Annotated in this window: 13 protein-coding genes; 9 read left to right on the top strand and 4 right to left on the bottom strand. The window is 61.5% G+C overall.

Going from position 1 to position 13,629, the window contains the following annotated elements:
- Nucleotides 1–18: 18 nt before the first annotated feature.
- Together sufB and C8D92_RS10255 are read right to left on the bottom strand one after the other, a co-directional pair.
- On the bottom strand, nucleotides 19–1,464 hold the full coding sequence (sufB, locus tag C8D92_RS10260) for a Fe-S cluster assembly protein SufB (RefSeq protein ID WP_095610397.1): 1,446 nt from the start codon (nucleotides 1,462–1,464) through the stop codon (nucleotides 19–21).
- Nucleotides 1,465–1,754: 290 nt separating this feature from the next.
- Nucleotides 1,755–2,198 (bottom strand): hypothetical protein, encoded by a 444-nt coding sequence (locus C8D92_RS10255; RefSeq protein WP_116919320.1) that lies wholly within the window; start codon nucleotides 2,196–2,198, stop codon nucleotides 1,755–1,757.
- 122 nt (nucleotides 2,199–2,320) lie between these two features.
- Here C8D92_RS10255 and C8D92_RS10250 point away from each other — a divergent pair, with 122 nt between their 5' ends.
- From C8D92_RS10250 to C8D92_RS10220, 7 genes are all read left to right on the top strand, one after another.
- Complete coding sequence (locus C8D92_RS10250) at nucleotides 2,321–3,241, top strand: AEC family transporter (RefSeq protein WP_116919319.1); 921 nt, start codon at nucleotides 2,321–2,323, stop codon at nucleotides 3,239–3,241.
- Between the two features lie 144 nt (nucleotides 3,242–3,385).
- Entirely contained in the window at nucleotides 3,386–4,252 is an 867-nt protein-coding gene (locus tag C8D92_RS10245; protein ID WP_095610400.1) for an MBL fold metallo-hydrolase, read from the top strand.
- A gap of 12 nt (nucleotides 4,253–4,264) precedes the next feature.
- Nucleotides 4,265–4,684, top strand: a complete 420-nt coding sequence (locus tag C8D92_RS10240; protein ID WP_095610401.1) for a protein tyrosine phosphatase family protein — start codon at nucleotides 4,265–4,267, stop codon at nucleotides 4,682–4,684.
- An 82-nt stretch (nucleotides 4,685–4,766) separates the two neighbouring features.
- Nucleotides 4,767–6,059, top strand: coding sequence for an NAD(P)/FAD-dependent oxidoreductase (locus C8D92_RS10235; protein ID WP_095610402.1), 1,293 nt, complete (start codon nucleotides 4,767–4,769; stop codon nucleotides 6,057–6,059).
- Entirely contained in the window at nucleotides 6,056–7,825 is a 1,770-nt protein-coding gene (locus C8D92_RS10230; RefSeq protein ID WP_116919318.1) for a SulP family inorganic anion transporter, read from the top strand. Before C8D92_RS10235 ends, C8D92_RS10230 begins: the two co-directional genes overlap by 4 nt.
- A gap of 82 nt (nucleotides 7,826–7,907) precedes the next feature.
- Nucleotides 7,908–8,366: a YeeE/YedE family protein gene (locus tag C8D92_RS10225; RefSeq protein WP_095610404.1), complete on the top strand. Its 459-nt coding sequence runs from the start codon at nucleotides 7,908–7,910 to the stop codon at nucleotides 8,364–8,366.
- Nucleotides 8,367–8,368: 2 nt separating this feature from the next.
- Complete coding sequence (locus C8D92_RS10220; protein WP_207775166.1) at nucleotides 8,369–8,773, top strand: DUF6691 family protein; 405 nt, start codon at nucleotides 8,369–8,371, stop codon at nucleotides 8,771–8,773.
- Nucleotides 8,774–8,775: 2 nt separating this feature from the next.
- Here C8D92_RS10220 and C8D92_RS10215 read toward each other — a convergent pair whose 3' ends face one another.
- Together C8D92_RS10215 and C8D92_RS10210 are read right to left on the bottom strand one after the other, a co-directional pair.
- Nucleotides 8,776–10,290 carry an FAD-binding domain-containing protein gene (locus C8D92_RS10215; protein ID WP_116919317.1) on the bottom strand — a complete coding sequence of 505 codons (1,515 nt, stop codon included), beginning with the start codon at nucleotides 10,288–10,290 and terminating at the stop codon, nucleotides 8,776–8,778.
- The gene (locus tag C8D92_RS10210; protein WP_095610406.1) at nucleotides 10,287–10,430 is read right to left on the bottom strand and encodes a DUF2256 domain-containing protein; all 144 of its coding nucleotides are present in this window, start codon (nucleotides 10,428–10,430) and stop codon (nucleotides 10,287–10,289) included. The genes C8D92_RS10215 and C8D92_RS10210 overlap by 4 nt, the downstream gene beginning before the upstream one ends.
- Nucleotides 10,431–10,537: 107 nt before the next feature.
- Here C8D92_RS10210 and C8D92_RS10205 point away from each other — a divergent pair, with 107 nt between their 5' ends.
- Entirely contained in the window at nucleotides 10,538–12,217 is a 1,680-nt protein-coding gene (locus C8D92_RS10205; protein WP_228151121.1) for an HAD family hydrolase, read from the top strand.
- 93 nt (nucleotides 12,218–12,310) lie between these two features.
- Nucleotides 12,311–13,588, top strand: a complete 1,278-nt coding sequence (locus C8D92_RS10200; RefSeq protein WP_116919316.1) for an O-acetylhomoserine aminocarboxypropyltransferase/cysteine synthase family protein — start codon at nucleotides 12,311–12,313, stop codon at nucleotides 13,586–13,588.
- Nucleotides 13,589–13,629: the final 41 nt, after the last annotated feature.

Genomic DNA, 13,629 nt, shown 5'->3' with positions numbered 1-13,629 from the left:
CCGGGAGCGGGTGGGCGATCAGCCCACCGAGCCCTCCAGACTGACTTCCAGCAGCTTGCCGGCTTCGACGGCGAACTCCATCGGCAGCTCCTTGAACACTTCCTTGCAGAAGCCGTTCACGATCATGGAAACCGCCTGCTCCGGGTCGATACCGCGCTGGCGACACAGGAACATCTGATCGTCGCTGACCTTGGATGTGGTGGCCTCGTGTTCAACGATGGCGCTCTTGTTCTTGCTCTCGATGTACGGGAACGTGTGTGCGGCGCTCGTATCACCAATCAGCAACGAATCACACTGGGTGAAGTTGCGCGCGTTACCGGCGCCGGGGCCGTATTTCACGAGCCCCCGATAGGCGTTGCTGCTGTGGCCGGCCGAAATCCCCTTGGAAATGATGGTGCTGGACGTGTTCTTGCCCAGGTGGACCATCTTGGTGCCGGTGTCGGCCTGCTGCCAGTTGTTGGTCAGTGCGACGGAATAGAACTCGCCGACACTGTCGTCACCGCGCAGCACGCAGCTGGGGTACTTCCAGGTCACAGCGGAGCCGGTCTCCACCTGCGTCCAGGAGATCTTGGCCCGGTTGTGGGCCATGCCCCGCTTGGTGACGAAGTTGAAAATGCCGCCCTTGCCTTCCTCGTCACCGGGGTACCAGTTCTGGACGGTGGAGTATTTGATCTGGGCGTCGTCCAGCGCCACCAGTTCCACAACGGCGGCGTGAAGCTGGTTCTCGTCCCGCATCGGTGCGGTGCAGCCTTCCAGGTAGCTGACATAGCTGCCTTCGTCGGCAACGATCAGTGTGCGCTCGAACTGGCCGGTGTTCGCCGCATTTATGCGGAAGTAAGTGGACAGCTCCAGCGGGCAGCGGACGCCTTTCGGGATGTAGACGAACGAGCCATCCGAGAAGACCGCCGAGTTCAGCGCGGCGAAGAAGTTGTCGCCGTGGGGTACGACGCTGCCCAGGTACTTCTGGACCAGTTCGGGGTATTTGTGAACCGCCTCGGAAATCGGGCAGAACACAACGCCCGCTTCGGCAAGCTGGTCCTTGAACGTGGTCGCGACGGAGACTGAGTCGAAAACGGCGTCGACGGCCACGCCCGCCAGTGCTTCCTGCTCGTGCAGTGGAATGCCGAGCTTTTCGTAGGTGCGCAGCAGCTCCGGATCGACCTCATCCAGGCTTTGGGGCTTGTCCTCTTCCCGCTTCGGTGCGGAATAGTAGGAGATGTTCTGAAAGTCGATCTTCGGGAAATTCACGTGGGCCCAGTCCGGCTCCTGCATTTCGAGCCAGCGACGGTAGGCCTTCAGGCGCCACTCCACCATGAATTCCGGCTCGCCTTTGACGGCGGACAGTCGCCGGATCACATCTTCGTTCAGGCCAGGCTCAAAGGTGTCCGCCTCAATGTCGGTTACGAAGCCCGCTTCGTATTCCCGTTTGATGGCCTCGTCCACCTGCTTTTCGGTGTTTGCCATGGTCGTTGCTCCGTCTCTCTGGTGCAGGCCCAATGCCGGGCGCTCGTCACGGAAAGTCCGAGGTTGACGGGCTTTCCATGGAAAATTCAGTACGTCATACGCCGCCTTTTATGCCCTGGATTCCAGGCGACAGCGTGCGCGGTGACGGCCCTTTTTCGACGTTATTGGGTGGGCTCTGGTGCGGGATTATACAATATCAGAGTAAAATAGTCAGGTATTTTTGTAGCCCGCCTCACAGGCGGGCCGGGCAAATTATACCGACTTTTTCGAGGCGGGGCAGATGGTGATTGTCAGCGGGTAACGGGCCGATAGAGACTCTCAAGGTCGGTGGTATAGGAAATGCCGACCAGCTTCCAACCGTCATCGGGCTGGTAGAAGGTGAACTGCCAGGCGACCGCCGCCGCCGGAAATTTCTGCAGCCAGGTCACGCGATGGAAGTCGTGGCCGATGGCCGCTTCCCGGGCCAGTGACACGCCAACCGGATCGCCAGCGCGCTCCCGGACCTGACGGGCATAGTCGTCGGCCTTTTTCGCCGCCTTGTCGAACGGTGTGGCGGGCACCCCAAGATACGGTCGCAGGCTGCGGTAGGCGCCCGTGGCATCGCCTTCGGACAGGGTGCCCATGAATGCGCGGGTTTTTTGTGTGAGGGCGTCCCGGTCGGGCAGCGTTTCCGCTACGACGGGGTGAACGCTGGCAATGAAGGCCATGAAGAGAATCCGTAGAATCCGGGACATTCTGATCGCTCCGTTCCGGTTAGCTTAAGGAATGAATCAGCACTTCCTTGGCGATGCTTACAAGGCTAACCGGCCCGGCTGAGCGCTTCAAAACCTGTTCCACACTTGCGACAAGGAATGCCATGTCCGCCGCACTGGCCCTGCTCTACGAACTGCTCCCGGTCTATATCCTGGTTGCTCTCGGGTGGGTTGCGGGTCAGTACATGTCCGCCAGCGGCCGTCACATTGCGGGCATCATGCTCTATATCGTAACGCCGGCCGTGGTGTTCTCCGGGGTCATGGAGGCACCGCTGTCTCCGGGCGTCCTGCTGTTGCCGTTGCTGACATTCGGGCTGTGCCTGACGGTGGCGTTGCTGGTCCGCCCGCTGGCTTCGCACTGGGTCCGGGATGGCAGTGGCGCCGTGCTACCGCTGGCCGTGGGGACCGGCAACACCGGCTATTTCGGCATTCCGGTTGCACTGCTGCTGTTCGGTGAAGAAGGCCTGGCGCTGTACATCGTCTGCATGCTGGGGACGACACTGTTCGAGAACTCTGTCGGCTTCTATCTGGCGGCGAGAGGGCGCTTCAGTGTGCGGGACTGTCTCGTTCGGGTGGCGCGTCTGCCAACGGTCTACGCCTTTGGTCTGGCGGCGGTCGTCAACCTGTCGGGCGGGGCGATCCCAGAGGTCTTCGTCCCGCTGTTCGATAACCTGCGCGGTGCCTACAGTGTCTTTGGCATGATGATCATTGGTATGAGCATCACCAGCTTCCGCGGGCTGGTTGGCAATCCGAGATTCACTGCTCTCGCCTTTTTCGGCAAGTTTCTGCTCTGGCCCATGCTCGCCATGGCATTCTGGTGGCTGGACAGTCATGTCTTCGGGTTGTACGAATCGGCGGTCTATCAGGCTGTGTTCCTCATCTCGATCACCCCGATCGCGGCCAATACGGTCGTTATTGCGACGCTCCTGGAAACGGCGCCCCGTCAGGCGGCCGGGACGGCGCTGCTCAGTACCCTGTTCTCCCTGATCTATATTCCGCTGATGGTCACCGCCATCGGCGGCTGACCAGACACTGCCTTCCTCATGATGGCTGTTCATCTCGTCAGAGCTCATATATAACAAAAAAGTCTATGCTTAGATTAAAAAGTTGGGTTATGGTGGCCTAAAGATCATGTGAAACGTCAAACCGAGCGGTTTGTGGGAGGAGCCATGCAACGCCCGATCGTCACCCATTTCTTTGATGAGCCGACCAGCACATTCAGTTACATCGTTCAGGACCCGGACAGCCGGTCCTGCGCCATTGTGGATTCCGTGCTGGATTTCGATTACGACGCCGGCCGGACCGACGTCCGCTCAGCGGACGCGATCATTGACTACGTTCGAACGCACGACCTGTCGGTGGAGTGGGTGTTGGAGACGCACGTGCACGCCGATCACCTTTCCGCGGCGCCGTACCTGCACGAGAAGCTCGGCGGGAAAACGGGCATTGGCGCCCGGATCGTGGAGGTTCAGGACATATTCGGTAAGGCTTTTAATGCCGGAACGGAGTTTGCCCGCGACGGCAGCCAGTTCGACCGCCTGTTCGAGGAGGGGGATTCGTTCCGCATCGGGGAACTCGAGGCCCGAGTCCTTCATACCCCCGGTCACACACCGGCCTGTCTGACGTATGTGGTTGGTGACTCGGCCTTTGTTGGCGATACGTTGTTCGCCCCGGACTTCGGAACGGCCCGGTGCGACTTCCCTGGTGGTGACGCCCGAACGCTCTACCACTCCATTCAGAAAGTACTGTCTCTTCCCGATGAGACGCGGATTTTTCTGTGCCACGACTACAAGGCGCCAGGGCGCGATGAGCACCAGCATGAGACCACGGTCGGCGAGGAGCGCCGGGCGAACATCCATGTTCACGATGGTGTTAGCGAAGATGACTTTGTTCAGATGCGGACCAAGCGGGACTCCGGGCTGGGTATGCCTCGGCTGATCTTGCCCTCCGTACAGGTGAATATGCGGGCCGGGCACATGCCGCCGGCCGAGGACAATGGTCAGATTTATCTGAAGGTGCCGATCAACCGTTTCTGAGAGGAGGTTCTGATGAAGATTCAGCAGATAGAGCCTGCGGTTTCCATCGCGGATGCCGTGACGCCGGATGACCTCAAAGAGGTGGCCCACCGGGGATTCCGGACAGTGATCTGCAACCGTCGTCCCGGTGAGGCCGAGGATCATCCCGGAGAGGAGTCCCTCCGGGCAAGGGCCGAGGCCCTTGGGCTGGAATGGCATAGCGTGCCGGTCTCGCCGGGAGAGTACTCCGACGACGATATCGAATCCTTTGGCCAGGCGCTTGACCATGCACCATCGCCGGTTCTGGCCTTTTGTCGGACAGGTCGTCGAGCGGTCCACCTCTGGGCCCATGCCAGGAGCAGGAAGCCCGGTTGCGATATTCCCGGACTCCTCAAAGCCGCCCATGAGGCGGGCCATGATCCCGAGCCCATCCGCGAGATGATCGATGGATGACGGCGCGTCCAAATATACGCTCATAGGGCGTGAATTCGGAACCTGAACGTTGGGGTTCTCTTCAGCAATCGATGAGGTGTGGATGATGACGGCAGAAGCGGACCGGAGAACGGGGGTGAATCACGCCCACCAGATCGTGGTGATTGGGGGTGGCGCTGCGGGGATCGCGGTCTCCGCGAGCCTGCTCAAGCGGAAGTCCTCACTCGATATCGCGATCGTTGATCCCGCCACCACTCACAGTTACCAGCCGGGTTGGACGATGGTGGGCGGCGGTGTGTTTCGCCCGGAATCCACCCGCAAGAGCATGTCCGGCGTGATCCCGTCCAAAGCGACCTGGTATAACGTGGGAGCGGAGCGGGTCGACCCTGGTCGGCACGAAGTGGTTCTCTCCGATGGACAACGGCTTGCCTACGAGCGCCTCGTCGTGGCCCCGGGACTGGCATTGGACTGGGGTGCCATTGAGGGCCTCACGGAAACCCTTGGTGCGAACGGGGTGACGTCCAATTACCGCTATGACCTTGCGCCCTACACCTGGTCCCTCGTCCAGAAACTGAAGGGTGGCACTGCCCGCTTCACTCAGCCGCCAATGCCGATCAAATGCGCGGGTGCGCCGCAGAAGGCCATGTATCTCTCGTGCGATCACTGGCGTCGGCAGGGGCGTCTCGGTGATATCGACGTTGCCTTCCATAATACAGGGGCAAAGCTGTTCGGAGTGGATGCCTATGTACCGGCCCTTCAGGAGTACATCGATCGGTACGGCATTGATCTGTGTTTTGAGGAGCAGCTCGTTGGAGTCGACGGCCCTCAACAGATCGCCCGGTTTCGACAATTGGGTGTGGATGGGCAACCGGTCGTCGAGCGATCATTTGACATGCTTCATGTGGTCCCCCCGCAGACAGCGCCTGGGTTCATCGCCCAGTCGGGGCTTGGCAATGAGTCAGGTTGGCTCGATCTTGAGGACGATACGCTGCGACACCGCCACTATCCGGATATTTTCGGTCTTGGGGATGCCAGTGGCACGCCGAACGCAAAGACGGCCGCTGCGGTCCGAAAACAGGCGCCGGTTGTTGCCGAGAATCTGATGGCATCGCTGGATGATCGCCCGCTTGAGGCGGCTTACCTGGGTTATGGCTCCTGCCCGTTGACGGTTGAGCGTGGTCGTATTGTTCTTGCCGAGTTCGGGTATGGTGGGGCGCTGCAGCCGAGTTTCCCAAAATGGGTGAACGATGGTACGAAAGCGACGCGGGCGGCCTGGTTTCTGAAAGCAAACCAGCTGCCGTTGCTCTATTGGCACGGGATGCTCAAGGGCCGTGAATGGCTCGCCTCGCCGGCACGGCGATCCGCTCTGAAAGCCAGCCAGGATAACGCTCAATGAGGTTTGGTCGACTGCTGCCGATTGCCAGCTGGTTGGAAGGATATCGTGGGGACGCGTTTGTCAGTGATTTGCTGGCGGCGGTGATCGTTACCCTGATGCTGGTGCCGCAGGCATTGGCGTATGCGCTGCTCGCTGGGCTCCCTCCCGAAGTCGGGCTGTATGCCAGCATGCTGCCGCTGGTGATATACGCGGTTTTTGGGACCAGCGCCACGCTGGCCGTTGGCCCGGTTGCCGTGGCCTCGTTGATGACGGCCTCAGCGTTGAGCGGTATTGCTGAAGCTGGAAGCCCGGAGTACGTCGGGGCCGCCCTGGTTCTGGCGAGCCTCTCAGGTGTGGTGCTGGTCGGTATGGGCGTCCTGCGACTCGGGTTTCTGGCGAATTTTCTCAGTCATCCGGTGATTTCAGGATTCGTGACCGCTTCCGGCATTCTGATCGCCGCGAGTCAGCTGGGGCACTTGCTGGGCATACCATACCGGGGCAGTAACCTGATCGAGATGGGGGCGGGGCTCATCAACGGGCTGGATAGTGCCAATGTGACGACGATGGTCATCGGGTTTGGTGTTCTGGCTTACCTTTACCTGTGCCGGAACTATCTGCGCTCTGTTCTAACGGGAGTGGGTCTGACCCAGCGGGCCGCGGATCTGATCACGAAGGCGGCGCCGGTCTCTGCCGTCATTGTGACGACCCTGGTGGCATGGGGGCTCAAGCTTGGCGGTGATGGTGTCAATCTGGTTGGGCAGGTACCCAGTGGGCTGCCGACGCTGGCAATGCCCTCCATGGACACGTCCCTTTGGCGCACGCTACTGCCGGCGGCGGTTCTCATCAGCCTCGTGGGCTTTGTGGAGTCCGTTTCCGTCGCTCAGACGCTGGCGGCAAAACGTCGCCAACGGATTGATCCCAACAAAGAGCTGATTGCGCTGGGGTTGTCGAATGTGGGCGCCGGCGTCAGTGGTGGGTCGCCGGTATCCGGTGGTTTTTCGCGTTCAGTGGTGAATTTCGAGGCCGGTGCCGTGACGCCGGTCGCGGGGGCTCTGACGGCGGTTGGCATTGCCCTGGCGACGCTCACGCTGACCGAACCGCTGGCGTTTCTTCCCAAGGCCACGCTGGCGGCGACGATCATCGTTGCGGTTGGCACTCTGATTGACCTGCCAGCGATTCGTCGGACCATGGCCTATTCCGTACCCGATGGTATCGCCATGCTGGCCACGCTCCTGTTGACGCTTCTTCATGGGGTTGAAAGCGGTATTCTCGTGGGCGTCGGGCTTTCCATTGGATTACACCTGTATCGCAGCAGTCGACCGCACAGCGCGGTCGTCGGTCGGGTTCCGGGAACGGAGCACTTCCGGAATATTGAGCGGCATGATGTGGAAACCAATCAGCGAGTCGTGTTTCTGCGAGTGGACGAGAGTCTGTATTTCGCGAACGCCCGGTATCTGGAAGACACCGTGCTGGCGCTGGTGTCCAATCAAGCCTGCCTGACCGATCTTGTGCTGACCTGCCAGGCCGTCAACATCATCGATGCCTCTGCGCTGGAGAGTCTGGAGGCGATCAATGCCCGCCTCAGAGACGCAGGTGTACGCCTGCATCTGGCGGAAGTGAAAGGCCCGGTTATGGATCGTCTGGAAAACACGGAGTTCTGTCACGAGCTGACGGGGCAAGTGTTCCTGAGTACCTATGCGGCCTGGGAGGCTCTCACCAATCGGGATGGGGCGGGGGCTGCCCGGGGGCTGAAATCAGCGTCCGGCTTTTCGTCACGCACAGCGTGATGGTGCATTGCGGAGCTCTTGGACGCAGCTCTGTCGGTATTGACGTCGTTTTGATGCGGCTTTATTGGGGAGGTCATCAAGTATGGATTGGGGGTCGGCTCTGCAGGGGCTACTCGGTGGTGTTTTAATCGGCGCGTCCGCCAGTTGGCTGATGGCGGCGCTGGGTCGGGTTGCCGGTATCAGTGGCATTGTGTCCGGATTACTGTTTGATCGCCCGACCGGCGACACGGCCTGGCGACTGACATTCCTGCTGGGACTGGTCAGTGGGCCGGTTCTGCTTTTGTTATTGGGCGAAGGTGGCAATGTCGCCGGTCAACCAGATGCGGTCGTCGGCCCCCCAGTCGGCGGCGCTGGCCTGATGTTGGCGGCCGGTGCGCTGGTCGGTTTCGGAACCGGTATCGGTAGCGGTTGCACCAGTGGTCACGGTGTCTGCGGTCTGTCGCGCCTGTCGGTTCGTTCGTTAATGGCGACCGTCACGTTTTTGGTGGCGGGAATGGTGACGGTTTATGTGTCGCGGCATCTTATGGGAGTTGGCGCATGAACCTGAAAGCGTTGATGGGGTATCTGGCCGGTCTCCTGTTTGGTCTTGGCCTGGCGGTATCCGGCATGACCGATCCTGCCCGTGTCATCGGTTTTCTGGATATTGCAGGTGCCTGGGATCCGACACTGGCGTTCGTCATGGGCGGGGCCGTCGTCACCACCTTTGTTGGCTTTCGTCTGGCCTGGCACCGTGGCGACCCTTTGTTTGGGGACGTATTTCATATCCCCACGCGCCGGGATCTGGATGGCCGCCTTATCGGGGGCGCCGCGCTGTTTGGCATCGGCTGGGGCCTGTCCGGATACTGTCCCGGTCCAGCCGTTGCCTCGATAGCGGGGCTGTCGTGGCCGCTGGCGGCCATGCTGCTGGCCATGGTGGGTGGTTGGTTTCTCGCCCGGCGCTGGTCCTGAGCTCAGAACAGGGTCATCTGGTCATCCCCGGCGTTTTCCCGGGGTGGTTTCGGTCGTTTCTGAGGTGGTCCCTTGCGGCTGCCATGCCGGTCGAGAACACGATTCGTCTCCGCCTCGCTGACGTGTTGGCGTCGGAATTCGCGCACCGCTCGCCGCGCGGTCCGGGAGGCCTCTTCATGGTCACAGATGGGCTGCGGATAGGTGCCAACGCCAAAACGGGCCTGTTGATCCGCTGACATCAGCCAGGGCTGATGAATCCATTCGCAGGGCACGTCAGTCAGCTCCGGAATCCACTGGCGGATGAAGCGACCGTCTGCATCCAGTTTCTGGCTCTGAAGCACCGGGTTGTAGATCCTTAGTGCATTGATGCCGGTCAGCCCGGACTGCATCTGGGCCTGCGGATAGTGGATGCCGGGCTCGAAGTCGGTGAACTGTCGGGCCAGGTGGAGCGCCGGCTCACGCCAGTGTAGCCAGAGGTGGTAGTTGGCGACGGCCATTAGCATCGCGCGCATGCGGAAGTTGATCCATCCGGTGGCGTGAAGGGCCCGCATGGAGGCGTCTACCAGCGGCCAGCCTGTTTGCCCCTCGCGCCAGCGCTCCAACCGCTCAGGGTCATTCGGACCGGATTTGAGGTGCTCCATCTCTCGATGAATCGCCCGGAATTCCAGCTCCGGCTCATCTTCCAGTTTCTGGATGAAGTGGCAGTGCCAGTGCAGCCGGGAACGAAAGCTGGTGAGGCTGCGCTGCTTGCGGGGCAGTGCCCGTCGGTCAGCACCGGCCATTTTCGCCGCCTGATAGACCCGTCGAAGGCTGATGGTGCCGTGCGCCAGGTGTGGGCTCAGCCGGGACGATCCGTGGGTCGCGGTGTTCGGACTGGAGATGTTGTGTTGATAGCCGACGCAGCGGCGTTCCAGAAACGTGTCAAGCAGCTTGCGCGCGGCGCGGTCGCCGCCAGGTTGCCGTCCGGGGCAGGAGCGTCGGTCCGCGAGCGTCGGCTCGCCTGGCCAGTTCGTGTCGAGTCCGTCAGGCAAGGCCGGGATCGAGCTGGGGGCCGGCACTGGTTCCGCCCGCATGATGCGCTGCCATTCGCGGTCCCAAAGATCCCGGTCCGGCAGCCGGCGCACCACTCCATAGGGTCGCCACTCCCGAAAGGTGACCGACTGATCCCGGCACCAGGCCAGAACGTCCCGGTCACGCTGGAACGTCCAGTCGTTGCCCGTTTCCTGGTGCGCCAGAACCGTGTCCACATCGAAACGACTCCGCAGTTCTGACAGGACGTCTGTGACCCGGCCAACCCGGACGATCAGGGCGCTGCCGCGTTCCCGAAGCCGGTGGTCCAGTTCCACCAGACTCTCACGCACGAACGCCCACTGACGCTCGCTGGTATCCGGCAACTGCCAGTACGCCGGTTCGATGACGTAGAGCGGTAATACGTCCCGGCCCGAGGCCACGGCGTGATGCAAAGGCGGATGATCGTCCACCCGCAGGTCGCGCTTGAACCAGACGACGGTTGTCATACACCCCTCCGGCGCTGTCGGCGGCATCGCTGGGAGCAATAGCGTACCTGATCCCAGTCTTTCGCCCATTTGCGACGCCAGGCAAAGGGGCGCCCGCACACGGCACAATCCTTTGTGGGTAGGTGAGGTTTCTGATGCATGGAGTCCGGTTATCAACAACTGGGTAGCGGTTTTACGGTGCCGGAAGTGGTTTGGGTCAGTCTATACTGGCTGGTAGCGAACCAGTTGCGATTTAATGGAGAGCGCTTTGACCGTTGAAAACCGCGATCTGCTAGCACCCCACACGCTCCTGTTCGACTGGCATGGCACACTGGCGGACACGCACGATGCCATGTTCAGCGCGATGGAGGAGATGCTGCCCCAGCTGGAGGATCTTGGGCTGGTGGAGCGACTGCTGCCTGAGGCCGATTGCGCGACCTCCGACGACGCCCGGCTTGTGCGCTACATCCGTATCTTCCGCCGTCTCCATCCCCGCATCCTCGCCGAGCGCCGGGTGTCCCGGACGGATATTTTCAACGCCATCTTCGGGGACGACCGCGAGGCGAAACGCATTGCCCACGAGGCCTACAATGCCTGTTACCGGCGCCACTTTGGGGAGGTCAAACCCTATCAGCAGGGTGTCCGGGCCTATCTGGAGGCGATCGGGAAGCTGGGCATTCGGCGGGTAATCGCCACCAACCGCAGTCGGGAGTTCCTGGAAAAGGAAATGGCATTGCTGGGGTGGGACGATCTGTTTGACGCCATCGTCTGCGCGGATGATCTCACCCGCTACAAACCCGATCCGGAGATGATTCTCCGGGCCGTCGAGAAGGTCGGTGTGGCGCCGGATCGGCATGTCTGGTACGTCGGCGATGGCAAGACGGATATGGTGACGGCCAACAATGCCGGGGTCGCGCCGGTGTTCTTCAATGGCTCCGGCTGGGAGGACGACAAGATCCGGAGCTGGTTCCGCAAACCGGCGCGCCCGGAAGCGATCCTGCACAGTTTCGAGGAACTGATGGGCACGCTGGCCGGGCTGGACCACCCGCCCGGTGAGTTCGCGGCCCGTGTGGCCGAGGTGCGACCGGAACCCTATCCCGCGCCGAAACCGCCCGAGCCCCGCCAGGAGGCGGATTGGCACCCGGCGGTGGCGAAACTGATCCGCCCCCGGGTGATCCTGTTCGACTGGCACGCGACGCTGGTGGATACGCTGGATGCCATGTACCACGCCGTCGACGACATGCTGCCCGAGTTCGATTCACTCGGACTGACCGAGCGGATGATGACTCCCGAGGACAGCAAGACGCCCGAGGATGCCCGCTTGGTGGCGTATGTCCGGGAGTTCGCCCGGCTTCATCCGAAGGTCCGGGCAGACCGTAAAATCTCCCGAACCGACATCTTTGAGGTGCTGTTTGGCGAGGATCAGGCGGCCAAGAAGGTGGCCCATGAGGCCTTCAACCGTCACTACCGGACGCACTATGGCGAGGTGAAATCGTTTGAGCCCAAGGTCAGCCAGATGCTGGCCAGCCTCCGCAATCTGGGCATCCAGGTGGGTGTGATCACCAATCGAGACAGTGAATTCTTCCAGCACGAACTGGATTGTGTGGAGGACACCGGCTGGCGTCACCTGTTCGACACCACCGTCTGTGGCGACGATGTCGAGCACCGCAAGCCGCATCCCGATCAGCTCCTGCTGGCGGCGGAGAAGCTGCATTATCCCGCCGACCCGAGCGTCTGGTACGTCGGCGACAGCACCACCGATATCATCGCCGCAAAAACGGCTGGCATGACCGCCGTTTTCTTCAACGGCGCCCAGTGGGATCTACCCTGGCTGGAGAAGATCTTCCCCGGCACCCACCGGCATCCTCACAAGCCCGATGTGGTGGTGAACGATTTTTCCGAGTTCTGGGCGCTGGTGCTGGCCTGTGAGGTGGGGCCGGCCGGTTGAGAAACCGGTTGGCAATCGCCCGCTGACTCCGGGAGAATGCTGTAGCACATAACAACACGAATCCTGCCATTCAGATGCACACAGGGAACTGACATGAAAATAGAGACCAAAGCCATCCACAGTGGCTTCGCCCCAGACCCCACCACCCGCGCGGTTGCACAGCCGATTTACCAGACCACGTCCTACGCATTCGACGACACCCAGCACGGGGCGGATCTGTTTGATCTTAAAGTAGAGGGCAACATCTATACCCGCATCATGAACCCGACCAACGGGTCTCTGGAGCAGAAGGTTGCCGAAATGGAAGGTGGCATTGGTGGCCTGGCTGTGGCCTCCGGTATGGCGGCGATCACCTACGCCATTCAGTGCATCACGCGCGCCGGTGACAACATCGTGACGACCAGTCAGCTGTATGGCGGCACCTACAACCTGTTCGCCCACGGTTTGCCGAACATGGGCATCGAAGCACGCTTCGGCGACGGGGAAGACCCCCAGTCACTGGCGGCGTTGATCGATGACCGGACCAAAGCGGTGTTCTGCGAAACCGTCGGCAACCCGAATGCGAACGTCGTGGATGTCGAGAAGCTGGCGGTCATTGCCCACGAGGCGGGGGTGCCCCTGATTGTCGACAACACGGTGCCGACGCCGTACCTCTGGCGACCGATTGAGAGCGGTGCGGATATTGTGGTGCACTCGCTGACCAAATACATGGGCGGCCACGGCACCACCGTGGGCGGTGTCATCGTCGATTCCGGGAAGTTCCCATGGGCGGAGCATGGTGACCGCTTTCCGATGATGGTCGAGCCGGACCCGTCCTACCACGGGGTGGTGTATACCGAGGCGCTGGGCGAGACGGCGTACATTGGTCGCTGTCGCGTGGCGCCATTGCGGAACATGGGTGCAGCCCTGTCGCCGTTCAACGCCTTCCTGCTGATGCAGGGCATTGAAACACTGCCGCTGCGAATGGACCGGCACAGCGAGAATGGTCTGGCCGTGGCGAAGCATCTGGAGAATCATCCACAGGTCCGCTGGGTGAAGTACGCCGGACTGGAAAGCAGCCCCTCCTATCCGCTGGTGCAGAAGTACATGGATGGCAAGGCCGGGGGCATCCTCAGCTTTGGTATCGAAGGCGGAGAGGAGGCCGGCGCCCGGTTTATCGACGCCCTGCAGCTGATCGTCCGATTGGTGAATATCGGGGACGCGAAGTCGTTGGCGTGTCACCCTGCGACCACCACCCACCGTCAGCTCGATGACGAGGAGCTTGCCAAGGCGGGTGTCAGTCGGGACATGGTGCGCCTGTCGATCGGAATCGAGCACGTCGACGATATTATTGCCGACATCGACCAGGCCCTCAGCGCTGCTCGCGGATGATGCCGGGCCGCCCCGCCCGCAATGGGTTGGGGCAGCCTCGT

Source organism: Tamilnaduibacter salinus, assembly GCF_003096655.1.
Taxonomy (GTDB): domain Bacteria; phylum Pseudomonadota; class Gammaproteobacteria; order Pseudomonadales; family Oleiphilaceae; genus Tamilnaduibacter; species Tamilnaduibacter salinus.
This window is presented reverse-complemented; position numbering and strand designations above follow the sequence as displayed.